The organism is Micromonospora sp. KC606, from assembly GCF_004348675.1.
Classification (GTDB): domain Bacteria; phylum Actinomycetota; class Actinomycetes; order Mycobacteriales; family Micromonosporaceae; genus Micromonospora.
The window spans coordinates 63609-85078 of record NZ_SMKN01000008.1 but is presented as its reverse complement, the minus strand read 5'-3'; the positions used below and the strand labels follow the sequence as shown (position 1 = coordinate 85078).

At 72.2% G+C, this 21470-nt stretch carries 14 protein-coding genes and 2 pseudogenes; 11 read left to right on the top strand and 5 right to left on the bottom strand.

Annotation, left to right across the window (positions count from 1 at the left end; genetic code table 11):
- Together E1193_RS03715 and E1193_RS03710 are read left to right on the top strand one after the other, a co-directional pair.
- A partial coding sequence (locus E1193_RS03715) for a hypothetical protein (RefSeq protein ID WP_132180243.1) occupies positions 1-615 on the top strand: 615 nt, incomplete at its 5' end.
- Between the two features lie 634 nt (positions 616-1249).
- Complete coding sequence (locus tag E1193_RS03710) at positions 1250-1699, top strand: DoxX family protein (RefSeq protein ID WP_132180241.1); 450 nt, start codon at positions 1250-1252, stop codon at positions 1697-1699.
- A gap of 202 nt (positions 1700-1901) precedes the next feature.
- Here the strand turns inward: E1193_RS03710 and E1193_RS03705 are convergent, their stop codons facing one another.
- Positions 1902-2375, bottom strand: coding sequence for a cytidine deaminase (locus E1193_RS03705; protein ID WP_132180239.1), 474 nt, complete (start codon positions 2373-2375; stop codon positions 1902-1904).
- 273 nt (positions 2376-2648) lie between these two features.
- Between E1193_RS03705 and hrpA the strand changes: the two genes are divergently transcribed.
- Positions 2649-6689 (top strand): ATP-dependent RNA helicase HrpA, encoded by a 4041-nt coding sequence (gene hrpA, locus E1193_RS03700; RefSeq protein WP_132180237.1) that lies wholly within the window; start codon positions 2649-2651, stop codon positions 6687-6689.
- 64 nt (positions 6690-6753) lie between these two features.
- On the opposite strand, the gene E1193_RS03695 is transcribed toward hrpA, so the two are convergent.
- On the bottom strand, positions 6754-6957 hold the full coding sequence (locus E1193_RS03695; RefSeq protein WP_207922542.1) for a hypothetical protein: 204 nt from the start codon (positions 6955-6957) through the stop codon (positions 6754-6756).
- 57 nt (positions 6958-7014) lie between these two features.
- Positions 7015-7950, bottom strand: coding sequence for a LysR family transcriptional regulator (locus E1193_RS03690; RefSeq protein ID WP_132180235.1), 936 nt, complete (start codon positions 7948-7950; stop codon positions 7015-7017).
- Between the two features lie 29 nt (positions 7951-7979).
- Here E1193_RS03690 and E1193_RS03685 point away from each other — a divergent pair, with 29 nt between their 5' ends.
- The 7 genes and pseudogenes from E1193_RS03685 to E1193_RS03655 all read left to right on the top strand — a co-directional run bounded on the left by E1193_RS03685 (position 7980) and on the right by E1193_RS03655 (position 15953).
- Positions 7980-8711, top strand: a complete 732-nt coding sequence (locus E1193_RS03685; RefSeq protein ID WP_132180233.1) for a succinate dehydrogenase cytochrome b subunit — start codon at positions 7980-7982, stop codon at positions 8709-8711.
- A 2-nt stretch (positions 8712-8713) separates the two neighbouring features.
- Positions 8714-10651, top strand: a complete 1938-nt coding sequence (locus E1193_RS03680; RefSeq protein WP_132180231.1) for a fumarate reductase/succinate dehydrogenase flavoprotein subunit — start codon at positions 8714-8716, stop codon at positions 10649-10651.
- Positions 10648-11409: a succinate dehydrogenase/fumarate reductase iron-sulfur subunit gene (locus tag E1193_RS03675; protein ID WP_132180229.1), complete on the top strand. Its 762-nt coding sequence runs from the start codon at positions 10648-10650 to the stop codon at positions 11407-11409. Before E1193_RS03680 ends, E1193_RS03675 begins: the two co-directional genes overlap by 4 nt.
- 202 nt (positions 11410-11611) lie before the next feature.
- Positions 11612-12331, top strand: a pseudogene (locus E1193_RS03670) (ion channel); the annotation flags it as partial.
- Between the two features lie 167 nt (positions 12332-12498).
- Positions 12499-13683 carry a zinc-dependent alcohol dehydrogenase gene (locus tag E1193_RS03665; protein WP_132180225.1) on the top strand — a complete coding sequence of 395 codons (1185 nt, stop codon included), beginning with the start codon at positions 12499-12501 and terminating at the stop codon, positions 13681-13683.
- Positions 13680-14702, top strand: coding sequence for an SDR family NAD(P)-dependent oxidoreductase (locus tag E1193_RS03660; RefSeq protein ID WP_132180223.1), 1023 nt, complete (start codon positions 13680-13682; stop codon positions 14700-14702). The genes E1193_RS03665 and E1193_RS03660 overlap by 4 nt, the downstream gene beginning before the upstream one ends.
- Positions 14703-14819: 117 nt before the next feature.
- Positions 14820-15953, top strand: coding sequence for an MBL fold metallo-hydrolase (locus tag E1193_RS03655; protein WP_132180221.1), 1134 nt, complete (start codon positions 14820-14822; stop codon positions 15951-15953).
- 33 nt (positions 15954-15986) lie between these two features.
- On the opposite strand, the gene dgt is transcribed toward E1193_RS03655, so the two are convergent.
- Complete coding sequence (gene dgt / locus E1193_RS03650; RefSeq protein ID WP_132180220.1) at positions 15987-17498, bottom strand: dGTP triphosphohydrolase; 1512 nt, start codon at positions 17496-17498, stop codon at positions 15987-15989.
- A gap of 66 nt (positions 17499-17564) precedes the next feature.
- Positions 17565-18827: a nucleotide sugar dehydrogenase gene (locus E1193_RS03645; RefSeq protein WP_132180218.1), complete on the bottom strand. Its 1263-nt coding sequence runs from the start codon at positions 18825-18827 to the stop codon at positions 17565-17567.
- A 142-nt stretch (positions 18828-18969) separates the two neighbouring features.
- Between E1193_RS03645 and E1193_RS03640 the strand changes: the two are divergent.
- A pseudogene (locus E1193_RS03640) lies at positions 18970-21337 on the top strand (Tex family protein); the annotation flags it as partial.
- Positions 21338-21470: the final 133 nt, after the last annotated feature.

Below are 21470 nucleotides of genomic sequence, written 5' to 3'. Positions count from 1 at the left end.
CCCTATGCCACCCTCCTCGGCTTCACCCGGTACGTCGACCGCACCGGGCCGACCAAGGCCACCTTCGTCGGTGGTCTGCGCCGCCAGCGGGCCAGCCGCTCCGGCTTCAACCCGCACGGCCAGTTCGTCAAGGCCCTGAAGGCCGACGTCGCCTTCCACACCGGTGGCACCCACCTGGCGCAGGTGGCCGATCTGGTCAAGCCTCGCTGGCGCCCGCTCTACCAGGCGCTGGTTCCGGGGGCGATGGCCTGGCTGGAGTCCCTCGGCGACCCGGCCGGCGTCGACCTGGCCCAGACCCGCGACGCGCTCGCCATGCTCGGCGACCTGCCCGTCAAGATCAACCCGCACTTCGGTGTCCGATACGCCGACGGCCACGCCGAGGCGGTCCGGCTGCACTTCGACGAGGCCCCGCCAAGCGGGGAAGCCACCCTGGCCACCCTGCACCTGATGGCCCGACACATGGACGCGGTGCTGCCGCACGCCGAGCCGGTCCTGGTCGACGTGCGGCGCGGCACCGCGCACCGGATGCCCGCCGACGCCAAGCCCGAGCAGGTGGAGCAGTGGCTGGCCGGGGAGGCCGCCGCTTTCCGTGCCATCTGGTCCACCGCCGCCTGACAGACATCGCCGCCGCCCGCCCGGCTCCACCGGGCGGGCACCACCCCTCCACCCAACCGGCGCGCCCCCCTCGCCGATCAGGTGCAGGTCCAGGTCGCCGCCCGCCGGGCATTTGCGAACCACTCGCGCCAGACAGCGGTATCCCGACGGCCCGACACCCCGCCATGCCGCACCCCACGCCGCGGGACACACCCCCACACACCACCTGCGCAGACAGCCTGGCCGCCACCTACGTCTGAATCTCGGCGCCGGCCCGCAGCCACCGGGTCTCCCCCTTCGGCCTGTCCGGGCGCCCCGACAAACCGCACCTCGCCGACCGGTTCCCCTGTGAGCGGCCGGTGAATCTATTCCGGCGGCGGGTCGACCGGGGCCGGCACCCCGAGTTCGGGGGGGTGACCCCGGTGGAAACCGGACATCCGGATCGTGCCCGCACCTCGGGTTGAGACTTCAAATGTTGAGCATTCAACAAACCTTCGGTATGGTGGCCATCGACGGCGCGGGGCGGTCCGGCCCGGTGCGTCCGGGCCGAGGGCGGCGTCACCCGTCCGGTTCGGCCCGCCTGTCAACCGTCACCACCGGCCGGTGCTCCGCGCCGCAGGCCGGTCCGTCGCACAACCAGACCGAGGAGAACAGCATGACCCTGCCCATCCCCGTCCGTGACGTCGCGATCCTGCTCGCCCGGATTGGCATCGGCATCGTCTTTTTCGCCCATGGCTGGCAGAAGCTGGTCACCAACGGCGTCGACGGCACCGCAGCCTTCTTCGGCCAGGCCGGCGTGCCGCTGCCGACCCTCTCGGCGTGGTTCGCCACGCTGGTCGAGCTGGTCGGCGGCGCGGCGCTGATCGTCGGCGCGGGCGTCACCGTCGCCGGCCTGCTGCTGGCGCTGAACATGGCCGGCGCGTTGCTCTTCGTGCACGCCAGCAACGGCCTCTTCGCCGACCAGGGCGGCTACGAGTTCGTCCTCACCCTGGGCCTGGCGAGCCTGCTGCTGGCCGCCGTGGGAGCCGGCCGGCTCAGCGTCGACCACCTGCTGTTCGGCCGCCGCGCCAGCGCTGCCGCCGACACCGCCACCACCCGCGCCTGACCAGCCCGACGCCGCCGACCCACCGGGCCGGCACCCCGCCGACGCCGTGACGGTGTCCGGCACCCGGCCAGGATCACGCGCGCATCCGGAGACAGTGACCTCCCGTCCGGGGAGGACACTGTCTCCGTGGCGTCGGCAGCCACCCGCCGCCGGGCTGCCGGCCGCTCAGCACGGCATGGGGCCGAGCCCGGGGACCGACGGCTCAGTCCTCGGAAGCCGGGCGGCTGGCCGGGACAGTCGGCATCGGCCACTGCCCGGTGCGAACCAGCGCGGAGGCGTCGAGCCGCTGGTCGTCCCAGACGCCACTCTCGGGGAGGAGGTCGGCCACCGGCACCAGCCGCAGGGCGTCCATCGGGCCGACGATCACGTGGATCGAGGGAACGAGGTCGAGCAGCACCTGCCGGCACCGTCCGCACGGCGGGACCACCCCCCGCCCGCGGTCCCCCACCGCAACGATGGCTTCCAGCTCACCCACGCCCTGGGTCGCGGCCGTCCCGAGGACGACCAACTCCGCGCACGGGCCGCCGGTGAAGTGAGCGACGTTCACGCCGGTGAACACCCGGCCGTCGGCCGTCCGGGCCGCGGCAGCGACGGTGTGCCGGTCGCTGCGGCAGCGCAGCTTGGCGACCGCGGTCGCGGCCTGGACCAACGCCCGGTCCGTGTCCAGCATGTCCATCTCGCGCCCCCGTCCTGTCGCCGGACACTCTAGCCCGGCCGGCCCGTCTACCCCGGCAGCGACGCCGCCGCAGCCTCGCCGATCCCAGCAAGATCGACTCCGTTCGCACCAGGCGGCGGCATCCCGAGCACAGGGGTACCGCCACTCGCCGCAGATGGACACGCCCCGACCCGTCCGGACGGCAGCTGCCCGTGCCGGCGGCCCCCGCCGGCAGGGGCGGCAGCGGTAACCCGGCGGCGCTCCGCCGTCGGGCTGCCTATCCTTGGCGACGACATGCAGAATCCCGCCGCACCCACCGATGCCGTCACTGTCCGCGAGCTGCACCGCCGCCTGGACTCCCTGATGTTCCGCGACCAGCGCCGTCTCCAGCGGCGGCTGGACGGCGTCCGGAAGCTGAAGGACCCGCAGCGGCGCGACAGCGCGCTGGCCGACATCGCCGCCGAGGTGGCTCGGGCCGAGGCGCGGCTGACCGCCCGGCAGGCCGCTGTGCCGGTGGTCAGCTACCCGGCGCAGCTGCCGGTGAGCGAACGCAAGGACGACATCGCCGCCGCCATCCGCGACCACCAGGTGGTGATCGTGGCCGGCGAGACGGGCTCCGGCAAGACCACCCAACTGCCCAAGATCTGCCTGGAGTTGGGACGTGGCGTGCACGGGCTGATCGGGCACACCCAGCCCCGCCGGCTCGCTGCCCGCACCGTCGCCGACCGGATCGCCGAGGAACTCGGCACCGAGCTGGGCGACGTGGTCGGCTACAAGGTCCGCTTCACCGACCAGGTCGGCGACAACAGCCTGGTCAAGCTGATGACCGACGGCATCCTCCTGGCCGAGTTGCAGACCGACCGGATGCTGCGCCAGTACGACACGCTGATCATCGACGAGGCGCACGAGCGCAGCCTCAACATCGACTTCATCCTCGGTTACCTGAGACAGCTTCTGCCCCGACGTCCCGATCTGAAGGTGGTCATCACCTCGGCCACCATCGAGACCGACCGGTTCGCCCGGCACTTCGCCGACGCCGAGGGTGAACCCGCGCCGGTGGTCGAGGTCACCGGGCGGACCTACCCGGTGGAGGTGCGGTACCGGCCGCTGGTCGAGATGACCGAGGCCGACGACGGGGATGCCGACGACGAGGAGAACGTCCGCGACCAGATCCAGGCCATCGGCGACGCGGTCGAGGAACTGGCCGGCGAGGGGCCCGGCGACATCCTGGTCTTCCTCAGCGGCGAGCGGGAGATCCGGGACACCGCCGAGGCGCTGGGCAAGCTGGTGCAGAAGAAACGATCCCTGCTCGGCACCGAGATCCTCCCGCTGTACGCCCGGTTGTCCACCGCCGAACAGCACCGGGTCTTCGCCCCGCACCCCGGCCGCCGGGTGGTGCTGGCCACCAACGTCGCGGAGACGTCGCTGACCGTTCCCGGCATCAGGTACGTGGTGGACCCGGGCACCGCCCGGATCTCCCGCTACTCCAGCCGGCTGAAGGTGCAGCGGCTGCCCATCGAGCCGGTGTCCCAGGCGTCGGCCAACCAACGCAAGGGGCGCTGCGGTCGCACCTCCGACGGCATCTGCGTCCGCCTCTACGACGAGCAGGACTTCGCCGCCCGGCCCGAGTTCACCGACCCGGAGATCCTGCGCACCAACCTCGCCTCGGTCATCCTCCAGATGACCGCGATCGGGCTCGGTGACATCGCCGCGTTCCCGTTCATCGACCCGCCCGACCGGCGCAACATCGCCGACGGCGTCAACCTGCTGCACGAGTTGGGCGCGCTCGACCCCACCCAGACCGACCCGGCGAGGCGGCTCACCCCGCTGGGCCGGCGGCTGGCGCAGCTTCCGGTCGACCCCCGGCTGGCCCGGATGGTGCTCGAAGGGGAACGCAACGGCTGCGCCACCGAAGTCGTCGTGATCGCCGCCGCGCTCTCCATCCAGGACCCGCGCGAACGGCCGGCAGAGAAACAGGCCCAGGCGGACCAGGCGCACGCCCGGTTCGCCGACGCCGAGTCCGACTTCGTCGCGTACCTGAACCTGTGGCGGTATCTGCGGGAGCAGCAGCGCGCACTGTCCTCCAGCGCGTTCCGGCGGATGTGTAAGGCGGAGTACCTCAACTACCTTCGGGTCCGCGAGTGGCAGGACATCGTCAGTCAACTGCGCCAGGTCAGCCGTACCTCGGAGGGCGGCGACGGGCGGCGGGGCCGGCGCGACAGCGCGCAGGCCGCGCCCGACGGCGGCCCACGGCGCGGGGGCGCGGAGCTGCCGGAGGAGATCGACACCCCGAAGGTGCACCAGTCGCTGCTGCCCGGCCTGCTGTCGCACATCGGGCTCAAGGACGCGCAGAAGCACGAGTACCTGGGCGCGCGGGGGGCGAAGTTCGCGATCTTCCCCGGTTCGGCGCTGTTCCGGAAGCCGCCGCGCTGGGTGATGGCCGCCGAGCTGGTGGAGACCTCCCGGCTGTGGGGCCGGGTCGCCGGCCGGATCGAGCCCGAGTGGGTCGAGCCCCTCGCCGAGCACCTGGTCAAGCGCAGCTACAGCGAGCCGCACTGGGAGAAGAAGCAGGCCGCGGTGATGGCCTACGAGAAGGTGACCCTGTTCGGCGTCCCGATCGTCACCTCCCGCAAGGTCAACTTCAGTCGGATCGACCCGGCGCTGAGCCGGGAACTGTTCATCCGCCACGCCCTCGTCGAGGGCGACTGGTCCACCCACCACCAGTTCTGGCAGGACAACCAGCGGCTGCGCGCCGAGGTCGAGGAGTTGGAGAACCGCGCCCGGCGGCGGGACATCCTGGTCGACGACGAGACGATCTTCCAGTTCTACGACGAGCGGATCCCCGCCGACGTGGTCTCCGGCCGGCACCTCGACGCCTGGTGGAAGCAGACCCGCCGGGAACACCCCGACCTGCTCACCTTCACCCGCGACCTGCTGGTCAACGCCGGCCGGGGCGGGGTGGACGAGACCGACTACCCCGACCAGTGGCGGGCCGACGGGGTCACCCTGCCGCTGACGTACACCTTCGACCCGACCGCCCCCTCCGACGGCGTCACCGTCGACATCCCGCTGCCGCTGCTCAACCAGGTGCCGGCGGAGAGCTTCGACTGGCAGGTGCCGGGACTGCGCGAGGAGCTGGTCATCGCGTTGATCCGGTCGCTGCCCAAGGCGGTGCGCCGCAACTTCGTCCCGGTGCCGGACTACGCCCGCGCCGCCCTCGCGGCGATCACCCCCGGCGAGGAACCGCTGCTCGACGCGCTGACCCGGCAGCTGCGCCGGATGACCGGGGTCACCGTCCCCCGCGAGGCGTGGGACGTCAGCAAACTCCCGCCGCACCTGCGGGTCGGTTTCCGGGTGCTCGACGAGGAGAACCGGCCGGTCGCCGAGGGCAAGGATCTCGCCGCCCTGCAACGCCAGCTCCGCCAGGAGGTACGCCAGGTCGTGGCCGCCGCCGCGCCGGACGTGTCCCGGACGGGCCTGAAGGAGTGGAGCATCGACTCTCTCCCCCGCACCATCGGACAGGTCCGCGCCGGGTACGCGGTCACCGCGTACCCGGCGCTGGTGGACGAGGGCGCCACCGTCGGGGTGAAGGTGTTCGACACCCCGGCCGAGCAGGAGTCCGCGCACTGGGCGGGCACCCGGCGGCTGCTGCGGCTGACCGTGCCGTCCCCGGCGAAGTTCCTCCAGGGCCGGCTCTCCAACGAGGCGAAGCTGGCGTTGAGCCGCAACCCGCACGGCGGGGTGCAGCAGCTCATCGAGGACGCGGCCGGCGCGGCGATCGACCGGCTGGTCGCCGACGCTGGCGGGCCGGCCTGGGACGCCGACGGCTTCGCCGCGCTGCGCGAGCGGGTCCGCGCCGACCTGGTCGACACGGTGGTCGAGGTGATGGACCGGGTACGCAAGGTGCTCGCCGCCGCGTACGCGGTGGAGCAGCGGCTCGGCAAGACCCAGAACCTGGCCGTGGTGGCCGCCCTGGCCGACATCCGAAACCAGCTCGCCGGCCTGGTGCACGCCGGTTTCATCACCGAGACCGGTTACGCGCGCCTGCCCGACCTGTCGCGCTACCTGACCGCGGTCGAACGGCGGCTGGACCGGCTCCCGGGCAACCCGCAGCGGGACCGCCAGCAGCAGGACCGGATCGCGGTGGTGCAGAAGGAGTACGCCGACATGCTGGCGGCGCTGCCGACGGCGAGACGGAGCTCGGCGGCGGTCCGGCAGATCCGCTGGATGATCGAGGAGCTGCGGGTGAACGTCTTCGCGCAGGCGCTGGGCACCCCGTACCCGGTGTCGGAACAGCGGATCTACCGGGCGATGGACGAGGCTGAGGGCCGCTGAGCCCGGCACCGCCCACGCCGGGGCGTTGCGGAGGCTGTCGCCGCCGGCGCCGTCAGCCCGCCGGTCAGGAGCGGTGCGCCGGGACGGGACGGGCCAGCAGCACGTGCAGCTGGCGGCCCTGCGGTACGCCCCGGCGGCTGATCGCCTCGTCGGGCAGGTCGTCCCGGTCGAGCAGGATCATCTCGGCGTACCGCTCGCGCAGTGCCCGGGCCGCGAGCAGGCCGCCCATGCTGGCGCCGATCACCACGGCGCGGCCGGCAGGTGCCATACGCGCAGCGTAGGGACGGGCGGGGGAGCGGCGTCTTCCAGCGTGCGCGATCGGCGGTCAGAGCGGTTCCACGCCGGGGGGCAGTTCGTCGCCGCCGGTGGCGTCGTGCACGTACTCCAGCAGGATCCGGCGCAGCTCCCGGCCGGCGTGGGTGGGCACCACGTCGCGCCGGCGGGCCACCGCGATGGTCCGCCGTACGCCGGGTGGGGCGAGCCGGGTGACCCGTACGCCGGCCCGGCGGGCGACGACGATGCCGGGGACGAGTGCGACGCCGAGGCCCGCCTCGACGAAGCTGAGCACCGCGTCCATCTCTCCGCCGTCGACGGCTACGGTCGGCTCGAACCCGGCGTCCCGGCATGCCTGGAGGGTGGCGTCGCGCAGGTCGTAGCCCTCGCGGAACATGACCAACGGCTGGTCGCGCAGGTCGGTGATGCGCACCTGGCCGGTCCGCTCGGCCGCGGGCAGCGGATCGATGGAGGCGACGACCAGGCTCTCCCGCAGGATGGGGTCGACGCGCAGCCCGGGGTCGGCGCCCTGGGCGGGCATGATGATCAGCGCGAGGTCGAGGTCGCCGCGGAGCAGGTCACGGACGAGGTCCTGGGAGCCGCCCTCCTCGACCCGCAGGTCGACGGTGGGGTGGGCGTCGCGGAACCGGCGTAGCACCGGCGGGGCCAGCGAGGTGGCCAGGCTGGGGGTGGCGCCGAGGCGGACCCGGCCCCGGCGCAGACCGACCAGCTCCTGCACCTCGCGGGTGGCGGTCTCCACGTCAGCGAGGATCCGCTTGGCCAGCGGCAGCAGCACCTCGCCGGCGGCGGTGAGGGCGATGTTGCCCCTTACCCGTTCGAAGAGCGGGGCCCCGAGGTCGGTCTCCAGGGCGTGAATTTGCTTACTCAACGAGGGCTGGGTGATGCCGACGAGGTCAGCGGCTTGGGTGAAATGTCGTACTTCGGCAACCGCGACGAAGTACTTCAGCTGATGGAGCTGCATCTCCATAGCCTATGGCTATCAAGACTGCGAGGTCGATGCATTGGACGACTGATCAAAGTACTTCTAGCGTCGGTCGAGTGGTAGTCACGCAAACTCGGTCGCCCATCCGCTCGAACGTCGGCCTCAAGGCCGTCATGGCGGTGACGGGCCTTCTCCTCGTGCTGTTCCTCATCGCCCACATGCTCGGCAACCTGAAGATCTTCGCCGGCGCCGGGTCCTTCAACCACTACGCGCACTGGCTACGCGAGCTGGGCACGCCCCTGCTGCCCGCCGGCTGGTACCTGTGGTTGCAGCGGGGCGTGCTGCTGGCCGCCCTGGTCGCCCACATCTGGGCCGCGACCGTGCTGGCGGTGCGCGCCCGGGCCGCCCGCCCGGTGAAGTACGCCCACCGCAAGAAGGTCCGGGGCAGCTACGCCGCCCGCACCATGCGCTGGGGTGGGGTGATCATCGGCCTCTTCGTGATCTACCACATCCTGGACCTGACCACCGGTCACCTGAATCCCGTCGGCGACCCGACCCGGCCGCAGGCCAACGTGGTGGCGGACTTCGCGCCGGACCGCTGGTACGTGACCCTCTTCTACACCCTCGCGGTGGTCGCCCTCGGCTTCCACCTGCGCCACGGCGCCTTCAGCGCGTTCCGCAGCCTGGGCCAGCAGACACCGAAGGGTGAGCGCCGGGCCCGGAACATCGCGCTGGTCTTCGCCGTCGCGCTGACCGCCGGCTACCTGGTGGTGCCGTTCGCCGTACTCATCGGATTGGTGCGCTGATCATGGATCTCTACACCGAGGGCGACCCGGTCGCCGACACCAGGGCTCCCGAGGGTCCGATCGAGACCCGCTGGGAACGCCGCCGCTTCTCCGCCAAGCTGGTCAACCCGGCGAACCGGCGCAAGATGACCGTGATCGTGGTGGGCACCGGCCTGGCCGGCGGATCGGCCGCGGCAACCCTGGCCGAGCAGGGTTACCGGGTCAGGTCGTACTGCTACCAGGACAGCCCGCGCCGGGCGCACTCCATCGCCGCGCAGGGCGGCATCAACGCCGCCAAGAACTACCGCAACGACGGCGACTCGATCCACCGGCTCTTCTACGACACCGTCAAGGGCGGCGACTTCCGCTCGCGCGAGTCGAACGTGCACCGACTGGCCGAGGTCTCGGTCAACATCATCGACCAGTGCGTGGCACAGGGCGTGCCGTTCGCCCGCGAGTACGGCGGCCTGCTCGACACCCGCTCCTTCGGCGGCGCGCAGGTGCAGCGCACCTTCTACGCGCGGGGGCAGACGGGCCAGCAACTGCTGCTCGGCGCTTACCAGGCCCTGGAGCGGCAGATCGGCCTCGGCAACGTGGAGATGAACTCCCGGCACGAGATGCTGGAGCTGGTCCTCGTCGACGGCAAGGCGCGGGGCATCGTGGTCCGGGACCTCGTCACCGGTGAGATCAGCACCGAGATGGCCGACGCGGTCGTCCTCGCCTCCGGCGGGTACGGCAACGTCTTCTACCTCTCCACCAACGCCAAGGGCTGCAACGTCACGGCCACCTGGCGGGCGCACCGCAAGGGCGCGTACTTCGCCAACCCCTGCTACACGCAGATCCACCCGACCTGCATCCCGGTCTCCGGCGACCACCAGTCGAAGCTGACCCTGATGAGCGAGTCGCTGCGCAACGACGGCCGGGTGTGGGTGCCGAAGGCCAAGGGCGACGACCGCGACCCGAGGGACATCCCCGAGGCCGAGCGGGACTACTACCTGGAGCGGATCTACCCCTCCTTCGGCAACCTGGTCCCCCGGGACATCGCCTCCCGGGCCGCGAAGAACGTCTGCGACGAGGGCCGTGGTGTCGGGCCGACCAAGCTCGGTGTGTACCTCGACTTCGCCGACGCGATCAACCGGCTCGGCCGCAAGGCCATCGAGGCCAAGTACGGCAACCTCTTCGAGATGTACGAGCGGATCACCGGCGAGGACCCGTACGAGGTCCCGATGCGGATCTACCCCGCCGTGCACTACACGATGGGCGGCCTCTGGGTCGACTACGACCTGCAGTCCAGCATCCCTGGGCTGTTCGTGATCGGCGAGGCCAACTTCTCCGACCACGGCGCGAACCGGCTCGGTGCCTCGGCGCTGATGCAGGGCCTCGCCGACGGCTACTTCGTGCTGCCCGCCACCATCGCCAACTACCTGGCCGCCGGCCCGTTCGAGGCCGTCGACGCCAGCCACCCGGCCGCCGTGGAGGCCCGGCGCGACGTGGAGACCCGGATCGCCCGGTTGCTCGCCGTCGACGGCGACCGCACGGTGGACTCGTTCCACCGTGAGCTGGGCCAGATCATGTGGGAGCACTGCGGCATGGAGCGCACCGACGCCGGGCTGCGCAAGGCGATCGACGAGATCCGCGCCCTGCGCGACCAGTTCTGGCAGCGGGTCCGCGTCCCGGGCGACGGCGAGGGGCTCAACCAGTCGCTGGAGAAGGCCGGCCGGGTGGCCGACTTCTTCGAGCTGGCCGAGCTGATGTGTGTCGACGCCCTGCACCGCGAGGAGTCCTGCGGCGGCCACTTCCGGGCCGAGCACCAGACCCCCGACGGCGAGGCACAGCGCGACGACGACCGGTTCGCCTACGTGGCGGCCTGGGAGTACACCGGCACCGGTGAGCCGGCCGTGTTGCACAAGGAAGACCTGAAGTTCGAATACGTCCACCCCACGCAGCGGAGCTACAAGTGAATCTGACCCTGCGCATCTGGCGCCAGAAGGGCCCTGAGGACAAGGGTCGGATGGTGACCTACCAGGTCGAGGACGTCTCCCCGGACATGTCGTTCCTGGAGATGCTCGACGTGCTCAACGAGCGGCTGATCCTCTCCGGCGAGGAGCCGGTCGCGTTCGACCACGACTGCCGCGAGGGCATCTGCGGCATGTGCGGCTTGATGATCAACGGCGACGCGCACGGGCCGCAGCGCGGCACCACGGCCTGCCAGCTGCACATGCGGCAGTTCTCCGACGGAGAGACGATCGACATCGAGCCGTGGCGCGCCCGGGCCTTCCCGGTGGTCAAGGACCTGGTGGTCAACCGGAACGCCTTCGACAAGATCATCGCTGCCGGCGGCTACATCACCGCCCCGACCGGCAGCGCCCCCGAGGCCCACTCCACCCCCGTGCCGAAGGCCGACGCCGACGCCGCCTTCGAGTCGGCCGCCTGCATCGGCTGCGGCGCCTGCGTCGCGGCCTGCCCGAACGGCTCCGGCATGCTCTTCACCGCTGCCAAGATCACCCAGCTCTCGCTGCTGCCGCAGGGCCAGCCGGAGCGCTACACCCGGGTGATCGGCATGGTGGACGCCCACGACGAGGCCGGCTTCGGCGGGTGCACCAACGCCGGTGAGTGCACGGTGGTCTGCCCGAAGGGCATCCCGCTGAACACCATCGGCCGACTCAACCGCGACTACCTCGCGGCGACCGCCAAGAACGGCGGCAAGCCCGGCTCCTGAGCCCGGCTCCGCCAGCCGGTCCTCGCGCGGGACGGGCCGCCGGTCTGGCGCGATGACCATTAGCCGCAAGTAGGGGTATTCCTCAACCGGAATACCCCTACTTGCCGCATATGGAGTCGATCAGGGGCGGACCCGCCCGCTACCCGGTGGCGCCGCACCGGCCATCATGACCGGCAGGCCCACCGAGCGAACGGAGCCGGTCATGGACGTCCCGCGCGAACAAGGGAACCGCGGCGAGACCTGGGAACGGCGCACCGCGGTCCCGCTCACCGCTCTGGCGGTCGCCTTCCTGGTCGCGTACGCCGCGCCGATCCTGCGCCCCGACCTCGCGCCGGGGTGGCGCCAGCTCTGCGAAGTCACCGCGATCGTCGTCTGGCTGCTGTTCTGGGTCGACATCGTGGTGCGGCTGCGGCTCGCCGCCGACCGCCGCCGGTTCCTGCGGGAGCATCTGTTCGACCTCGTCGTGCTGGCGCTGCCCGTGCTCCGGCCGCTGCGCGCCCTGCGGCTGGTCATGGTGGTGCTGGCGATCAACCGGCGCACCGAGACGTGGGCACGGGGCCGGCTCGCCGTCTACGTCGCCGCCACCACGGCGCTGCTGGTGCTGGTCTCCGCCCTGGCGGTGCTGGACGCGGAGCGATCCGCGCCCCAGGCGAACATCACCTCGTTCGTCGATGCCCTGTGGTGGGCGACCGTCACCATCACCACGGTCGGCTACGGCGACCACTATCCGGTAACCGCCGGCGGCCGGTTCGTCGCACTCGGGCTGATGATCGGCGGGATCGGCCTGATCGGTTTCGTCACCGGCTCGCTGGCGACCTGGATCGTGGAGCGGGTCTCCGCCGGGGGGCGGCCGAGCGCCGTGACCGGCGAGGACGTGGCGGCGCTGCGGGCCGAGATCGCCGCGCTGCGGCAGCGGCTCGAGGAGCAGTCCCGCCCGGCGGCCACCCCCACCGGTCAGCGCCCGCCGACCGCCCCCGGAGGCGGCGGCCCGGCGGGGAACGCATCCCGCCAACGGGACGGACACGGACCGGTTCAACCCCGCCCGCCCGGGTAGCACACACCGGGGACGCACAGAGAGGGGACCGGCCCATGAAGGCACTGACCTGGCACGGCAAACGGGACGTCCGGGTGGAGAAGGTGCCGGACCCGAAGATCGAGGAGCCGACCGACGCCGTCGTCCGGATCACCTCGACCGCGATCTGCGGTTCCGACCTGCACCTGTACGAGGTACTCGGGCCGTACCTGAAGCCGGGCGACATCCTCGGGCACGAGCCGATGGGTGTCGTCGAGGAGGTCGGCCTCGACGTGACCCGGCTCAAACCGGGCGACCGGGTGGTCGTCCCGTTCAACATCGCCTGTGGCTCCTGCTGGATGTGCGACCGGCAGCTCTACGCGCAGTGCGAGACCACGCAGGCGACCTCGCAGGCCAAGGGCGCCGCACTGTTCGGCTACACCTCGCTCTACGGCTCGGTCCCGGGCGGGCAGGCCGAATACCTGCGGGTTCCACAGGCGCACTTCGGCCCGATCAAGATCCCGGAGACCGGCGCCGACGAGCGTTTCCTCTACCTCAGCGACATCCTGCCCACCGCCTGGCAGGCGGTGCGGTACGCCGACACCCCGCCCGGCGGCACCCTGGCGGTCTTCGGCCTCGGCCCGGTGGGCCAGTTCTGCGCCCGCATCGGCCGCCACCTCGGCGCCGACCGGGTGATCGGGCTGGACCTCGTGCCGGAGCGGCTGGAGATGGCCCGCCGGCACGGCATCGAGACGCTCGACGTCAGTCAACTCGACGACGTGCCGGGCACCCTGATCGACCTGGTCGACGGGCGGGGCCCGGACGCGGTGATCGACGCCGTCGGCATGGAGGCGCACGGCGCCCCGCTGGGCAGGATCGCCCAGACCGCCGCCGGGCTGCTGCCCGGCACGCTGGCCCGGGCGATGACCGATCGGGCCGGCGTCGACCGGCTGGTGGTCCTCACGGCAGCGCTGAAGGCGGTCCGCCGCGGCGGCACCGTCTCTGTCACCGGCGTCTACGGCGGCGAGGTGGACCCGATGCCGCTGATGGAGATGTTCGACCGGGGCATCCAGCTGAGGATGGGCCAGTGCCACGTACGCCGCTGGACCGACGAGATCATGCCGCTGCTCGCCGACGACGACGACCCGCTGGGCGTGGCGGACCTGCGAACCCACCGGGTGCCGCTGACCGAGGCGCCGCAGGCGTACGAGATGTTCCAGAAGAAGCGGGACGGCTGCGTGAAGGTCGTGCTCGTGCCGTGAGCCGGGTCGTGGTGGTTACCGGGGCGAGCAGTGGCATCGGCCGCGCCGCCGCCCGGGAGTTCGCCGGCCGAGGTGACCGCCTGGTCCTCGCGGCCCGCTCCGCCGAGAGTCTGGCCGAGGTCCGCCACGAGTGCCGGCAGGTCGGCGCCGAGGTACGCGACGTGCCCACCGACGTCACCGAACCGGGCGCGCTCGACGCCCTGGCCGCCACCACGGTCGCCGAGTTCGGCCGGATCGACGTGTGGCTGCACACCGCCGCCGTGATGGCGTACGGGCGGTTCGAGGAGGTCCCGGTGGAGGTCTTCGAACAGGTGGTCCGCACCGACCTGCTGGGCGCCGCCGGGGCCGCGCGGGTCGCGCTGCGGCACTTCCGGTCGGCGCGGCGCGGCACGCTGATCCTCACCGGCTCGGTGCTCGGCCACGTCACCGCGCCCTATCTGAGCGGCTACGTGACCAGCAAGTGGGGCCTGCACGGCCTGTCCCGGGTGTTGCGGCAGGAATCCCGGGACCTGCCCGGGGTGCACGTCTGCCTAATCACCCCCGGCAGTGTCGACACCCCGGTCTACCAGCGGGCGGCCAACTACGCGGGCCGGTTCGGGCGGCCACCGCTGCCGATCGCCACCCCGGAACGGGTGGCCCGGGCCATCGTGGCCTGCGCCGACAGGCCGCGCAGGGAGATCTCGGTGGGGCGGTTCAACCTGCTCATGAGGGTGGGTTTCACCACACTGCCGGGCCTCTACGACAGGCTGGTCGGGCCGCTGATGCGCCTCTGCGGTCTGACCGACCGGCCGGTGGCGCCGACCGAGGGCGTGGTGTTCCGGCCCCATCCGGCCGACGAGGCGGTGCGGGGCGGCTGGCTGCCCGACCTGCCGGGCCTGGTCCGGTCCATCGGCGGAACGGCCGCGTCCGCCGGGGCGGCGGCGCGGCGCGGGCTGCGCCAGCGGTTCGGATCCCGCCCCACCGACGCCGCCACGGTCGCACCAGGTGGATCGGGCCACGAGCGTCCACAGCTCCGCTGACCGCCTCCCCGGGCCGCAGCGGCGGGCCGGGCGGTACTCGATCACGGATGGAGTGCCGCTCCGGCGTCGACACGGTGACTACCGTGTACGACGGGAGACGGCGGAGGGGACGTGACGATGCGGGCACCAGCGGACGGGCAACCAGGCCGGGACATCGGTGGGCGGCTGTGGCGGTTGGCGGGGCTGGCCGCGGTCGCCGGTCTGGCGTTCGCGGCGCGGGACGTGCCGGCGCAGCTCGGCGGGCGGCTCACCGGTGCCCGGGCGGAACGGGCGGCGCGCTCCCCGCAGTTCCGCGACGGCACCTTCCACAACCAGGCCCCGATCCAGTCGATGATCACCGGGGAGCCGGGCCGCAACCTGCTCTGGGAGCTGGCCTTCGGCAAGCAGCGCCGCCGCCCCAGCGCCCCGGTGCCGCTGCTGCGCCCGGCCGCCGGGGCCGACCGTGACCTCGCCGTCGTCTGGTACGGGCATGCCTCCGCCCTGGTGGAGTTGGAGGGGCACCGGGTGCTCATCGACCCGGTCTGGAGCGACCGCTGCTCCCCCTCGGCTTCGTTCGGCCCACGACGGCTGCACGAACCTCCGGTACGCCTCGACGAAGTGCCCCCGGTCGACGCGATCCTGATCTCCCACGACCACTACGACCACCTGGACATGGCCACCGTCCAGGAGCTGACCCGTCGGCAGTCCGCGCCGTTCCTGGTGCCGCTCGGCGTCGGTGCCCACCTGGACCGCTGGGGTGTACCCGCCGACCGGATCGTCGAGCTGGACTGGTCGGAGCGGCACCGGGTCGGCGGGCTGGAGATCACCGCCACCGCCGCCCAGCACTTCTCCGGGCGGGGCCTGCGCCGCGACGGGACGCTCTGGAGCTCCTGGGTGGTGGCCGGCGCGCACCGGAGGGTCTTCTACACCGGCGACTCCGGCTACTTCGACGGGTACGCCGAGATCGGCGCGGTGCACGGGCCGTTCGACGTGACACTGATGCAGATCGGCGCGTACGACCGGGCGTGGGCGGGCATCCACATGTTCCCGGAGGAGGCCGTCGCCGCCCACCTCGACCTGCGTGGCGAGCTTCTCCTCCCGGTGCACTGGGCGACGTTCAACCTCGCCCTGCACGACTGGGCCGAGCCGGTGGAGCGGCTGTGGGCCGAGGCGAAGGCCCGGGACGTGCGGATCGCGGTGCCCCGGCCCGGGGAGCGGGTGGTGGCGGACGACCCGCCGGCGGTGGACGGCTGGTGGCAGGCGATCGCCTGAGGTCGAGGGGGGCACCATCGGCGCGGCCGGCCCTCAGAGCACGAAGGCGTCGGTCCACAGGGCTCCGGAGCGGCCGGAGAGCGCGTCCAGCATGGCCACCGCCTGCCCGTCGGTGAGCTGGGCGACGAAGTCGACGATGGCGCGGCCCCGGGCCCGTCCGATCCGGTCCGGGGCGCGCGGGTGCAGCTCCGCCTCGGCCAGCTCGACCAGGTCGTGCAGCCGGCGCGGCAGCCGCGACTCCTCCTCGGGGTCGAGCAGCCACTCCCAGAGCGCCTCGACCAGGGTGCCCAGCAGCCGGGCCTGTCCACGCTGGTGCAGCGCCAGGTCGGGGCGGGCCAGCACGAACCGGTGGTGGACGAACTTGAGCACCTGCACCTCGTGCCACTGCGGCCTGGCCAGCAGCACGTGCCCGGAGCGGACGTCCGGTTCGGCGACCACGGTGATCGCGTCGACGAACCGGGTGGTCCAGCGGGCGGAGAAGCGGGCCACGTACTGCTCGGCCTCGATCGAGCCGTCGAAGGGCATCGCGAGCAGCCCTTCGACCAACTCCTGGCGGACGTGCTCGACAGCCGCGGCGAACGCCTCGTCGTCGGCGATCCACGAGTCCTTGCGGTGCAGCTGGCGGCGCAGCCGCTCGATCGCCGAGCCCGGACGCCGGGCAGCGCCGGCCAACGCCGCGTCGGTGACGGCCCGCAGGTGCCCGCCCTCGCGCTGCCAGGCCATCAGCTCGGCGGCCACCGCCCCCTGCTGGAGCACGCCCACCCGGTAGAAATCCTCCACGTCGTGGATGGCGTACGCGATGTCGTCAGCGGTGTCCATCACCGACGCCTCGACGGTCTGCTGCCAGTCCGGGACGCGTCCGGCGAACGGCTCCCGGGCCTGCCGCAGGTCCGCCAGCTCGGTGCGGTACGCGCCGAACTTCGCCGAGCCGCTGGTTGGGTCGTCCGGCGGGGCGGCCGCGCCCCGGGGCGCGGGGGTGAGGTGCCGGGGATGCGGGTCAGGGTGGTCCAGCCGGGTCCACGGGTACTTGAGCATCGCCGCGCGGACAGCGGCGGTCAGGTCGAGGCCGGTGGTCGCCGCACCACGGATCTCCGTGCTGGTGACGATCCGGTACGACTGGGCGTTGCCCTCGAACCCGTCGGGCAGCCCCAGCCGGTGCCGGGCCAGCCGGTCCAGCACCCGCTCCCCCAGGTGCCCGAAGGGCGGGTGGCCCAGGTCGTGGGCGAGCGCGGCGGCCTCCACCACGTCCGGGTCGCAACCACCGAGCTGCCCCAGCAGGTCGAGGTGCCGGTCGTCGGCGGTGAGCCGCTCGGCGATCGCCCGGGCCACCTGGGCGACCTTGAGGCTGTGGGTGAGCCGGTTGTGCACCAGCAGCCCCGACCCGCCCGGGCTGATCACCTGGGTGACGCCGTTCAGCCGGGAGAAGAACGGCGAGGCCACGATTCGGTCCCGGTCGGCCCGGAACGGGCTGGCGGCCAGGTCGCCGAGCGTCCGGGCGCTGCCACCGAAGAGCCGCCGGGCCCGCGGATCCGCAGGTTGTTCCATGATCGCCACGCTAGCGCGGAAGACGCTGGCTAGCGTCGGCGGCCGCCTCCGGGGCAGGTCACGTGGTCACAGCCGTTCCACCGCCGGTCCCGAGCACCGGTTCCGCGCGTCGAAGACGTACCGGGCGCGCCGGGCCACCATGTCGTAGTCGAAGACGTCGTGGTCGGTTGCCACGACCACCGCGTCGGCCGCGTCGACCTCCTGCTCGGTCAACGGCACGACCAGCACCCCGCCCGGGACGTGGTGCGGCTCGGCGTACGGCTCGACGGCGCGCACGTCCGCGCCGAGGTCACGCAGCCGCCGGGCCACGTTTGCAGCGGGCGAGTCGCGCATATCACCGGTGTTCCGCTTGTAGGCGAGGCCGAGCAGTAGGATCCGGGCGCGGCTCACCGCACGACCGGTCCGGTTCAGCCCGTCCATGATCCGCTTCGTCACGTGCTCCGGCATCTCGTGGTTGACGTCGTTGGCCAGCTCGATGAAGCGGAACTGCCGGCCCAGCCGCCGCTTGACCTGCCAGGAGAGGTAGCAGGGGTCGATCGGCAGGCAGTGCCCCCCGACACCGGGTCCGGGCCGGAACGGCATGAACCCGAAGGGCTTCGTCTCGGCAGCCTCGATCGCCTGCCAGATGTCGATGTCCAGGTGATGGGAGACCATCGCGAGTTCGTTGATCAGGGCGATGTTGACCTGCCGGAAGGTGTTCTCGATCAGCTTGGTCAGCTCGGCCACCCGGGTGGAGGTCACCGGCACGGTGCGCGTCACGATCCGGCGATAGAAATCGTCCACCCGACCCAGCGACGCGGCGTCCACCCCCGAGACCACCTTCGGCGTGTTCTCCAGCCGCCACGTCCGGTTACCCGGATCGATGCGCTCCGGGCTGTAGCCGAGGTGGAAGTCGCCGGGACTGCGCAACCCGCTGGCCGACTCCAGGAGTGGGCGCAGCAGCTCCTCGGTCGTGCCCGGGTACGTGGTCGACTCCAGCACCACCACGCAGCCCGGTCGAAGGTACGGGCCGATCCCGGTGCCGGCCTGCTCGACGTAACTCAGGTCGGGGGTGCCGTCCCGGAGCGGGGTGGGCACGGTGATCACGCAGACGTCGAAATCCTCGGCGTCGGCGTAGTCCAGGCTCGGCCGGTACCGGCCGCTGCCGAGCGCCCGGCCGAGCCGGTCGGCCGGAATGTCCTCGACGAACGACTCGCCCGAGGCGAGCCGCTTGACCCGGTCGGAGTCCACGTCGAGCCCGACGACGTCCATGCCCGCCTCGACCGCCCGCATGGCCAGCGGAAGACCGACGTATCCCTGGCCGATCACGACCAGCTTCTCAGCACTCACCCGGGCTCCAAATAGACGTAGGAATCACCTGATAGGAGGCTAGAGGGATTTCTGATGATGTAAGTCCGTTTTAGTGATATCGGTGAGCTGCCGGCACCGGCGGGTGCGCCGGGGGTGCAGAGCGTCCGGGGAGAGCGGCAGAATGCACGACGGAACCCACCGGAGAAGGCGGATCAAGATCGTGACCCAGTCTGTCCATCAGCGGATCGCCGAGGAGCTCGGCGTCGCCGAACGTCAGGTGCGGGCGGCCGTGGAGCTGCTCGACGGCGGCGCCACCGTGCCGTTCATCGCCCGCTACCGCAAGGAGGCCACCGGCCTGCTCGATGACGCGCAGCTGCGCACCCTGGAGGAGCGGCTGCGCTACCTGCGCGAGCTGGACGAGCGGCGGGCCGCCGTGCTGGAGTCCATCCGTGTCCAGGGCAAGCTCGACGAGGCCCTCGAAGCGCAGATCATGGCGGCCGACTCGAAGTCCCGGCTGGAGGACATCTACCTGCCGTACAAGCCGAAGCGGCGGACCCGAGCGCAGATCGCCCGCGAGGCCGGGCTGGAGCCCCTCGCCGCCGCGCTGCTCGCCGACCCGACGCGGGATCCGCGCGAGACCGCCTCCGGCTACGTCGACGCCGACCGGGGCGTGGCCGACACCGCCGCCGCGCTGGAGGGGGCGCGGGCCATCCTGGTCGAGCGGTTCGCCGAGGACGCCGACCTGATCGGCACGCTGCGCGAGCAGATGTGGTCGCGGGGCCGCCTGGTCTCGCGGGTACGCGAAGGTCAGGAGACGGCCGGCGTCAAGTTCGCCGACTACTTCGACTTCGCCGAGCCGTACCCGAAGCTGCCCTCGCACCGGATCCTGGCGATGTTTCGGGGCGAGAAGGAGGGCGTGCTCGACCTGACCATGGACCCTGAGGCCGACGGCGACGCCGACGCCCCGGTCACCGGCCCGACCCGGTACGAGGCGGCGATCGCCGGCCGGTTCGGGGTCAGCGACGCCGGTCGGCCGGCCGACCGGTGGCTGACCGACACGGTGCGCTGGGCCTGGCGTACCCGGATCCTCATCCACCTCGGCGCGGACCTGCGGATGCGGTTGTGGCAGGCGGCCGAGGAGGAGGCCGTGCGGGTCTTCGCCACCAACCTGCGCGACCTGCTGCTCGCCGCGCCGGCCGGCGCCCGGCCCACCATGGGCCTGGATCCGGGCCTGCGTACCGGGGTCAAGGTGGCCGTGGTCGACGCCACCGGCAAGGTCGTCGCCACCGACACGATCTACCCGCACGAGCCGCGCCGGCAGTGGGACGCCTCCGTGGCCACCCTGGCCAGGCTGGCCGCCGCGCACGGCGTCGAGCTGGTGGCGATCGGCAACGGCACCGCCAGCCGGGAGACCGACAAGCTGGCCGGCGACCTGATCAAGCGGCACCCCGAGCTGAAGCTGACCAAGGTGGTGGTCTCCGAGGCCGGCGCGTCTGTCTACTCCGCCTCCGCGTACGCCTCCCAGGAGCTGCCCGAGCTGGACGTGTCGCTGCGCGGCGCGGTGTCCATCGCCCGCCGCCTCCAGGACCCCCTCGCCGAGCTGGTCAAGATCGACCCGCGCTCCATCGGCGTCGGGCAGTACCAGCACGACCTGTCCGAGGTGAAGCTGTCCCGGTCGCTGGACGCCGTCGTGGAGGACTGCGTCAACGCCGTCGGGGTGGACGTCAACACCGCGTCGGCGCCGCTGCTCACCCGGGTCTCCGGCATCGGCGCCGGGCTGGCGGAGAACATCGTCCTGCACCGCGACGCCAACGGGCCGTTCCGCACCCGGTCGGAGCTGAAGAAGGTGGCGAGGCTCGGCCCGAAGGCGTTCGAACAGTGCGCCGGCTTCCTGCGCATCCCCGGCGGCGACGACCCACTGGACTCCTCCAGCGTGCACCCCGAGGCGTATCCGGTGGTGCGGCGGATCCTCGCCCACACCGGGCAGGATCTGCGCTCCCTGATCGGCAGGTCGGCGATCCTGCGGGGGCTGCGGGCCACCGACTTCGTCGACGACACCTTCGGCCTGCCCACCGTCACCGACATCCTGGCCGAGCTGGAGAAGCCGGGGCGTGACCCACGTCCGGAGTTCCGGACCGCCACCTTCGTCGAGGGGGTGGAGAAGATCAGCGACCTTACTCCCGGCATGGTGTTGGAGGGCGTGGTCACCAACGTGGCCGCGTTCGGCGCCTTCGTCGACGTCGGCGTGCACCAGGACGGTCTGGTCCACGTGTCGGCCATGTCGCACACCTTCGTCAGGGATCCCCACGAGGTGGTCAGGTCCGGTGACGTGGTCAAGGTCAGAGTGCTCGACGTCGATGTGCCCCGTAAGCGGATCTCCCTGACGCTACGCCTGGACGACGAGTCCCCGACCGGCGGCGGCCGGCGGGAGCGCGGCGGCCAGGCCGGCGATCCGCGGAGCGGCCAGGTTGCCGGGGGGCCGCAGCGGACGCGGCCAACAGCGCCATGGCGGACGCGCTGCGCCGCGCCGGCCTGGCCTGACGATCCCTTGCTGGGGTCCCACGGAGGACGCTGTCGAGCTGATTGTCGCCACCACATCCGGCATGGTGCGTGACTCAGCTCGACGGCGCGATCGGGGCGCTCGTGCTGAGCGTCCGGGCCGGGCGTGCACCAGCCTCCGGA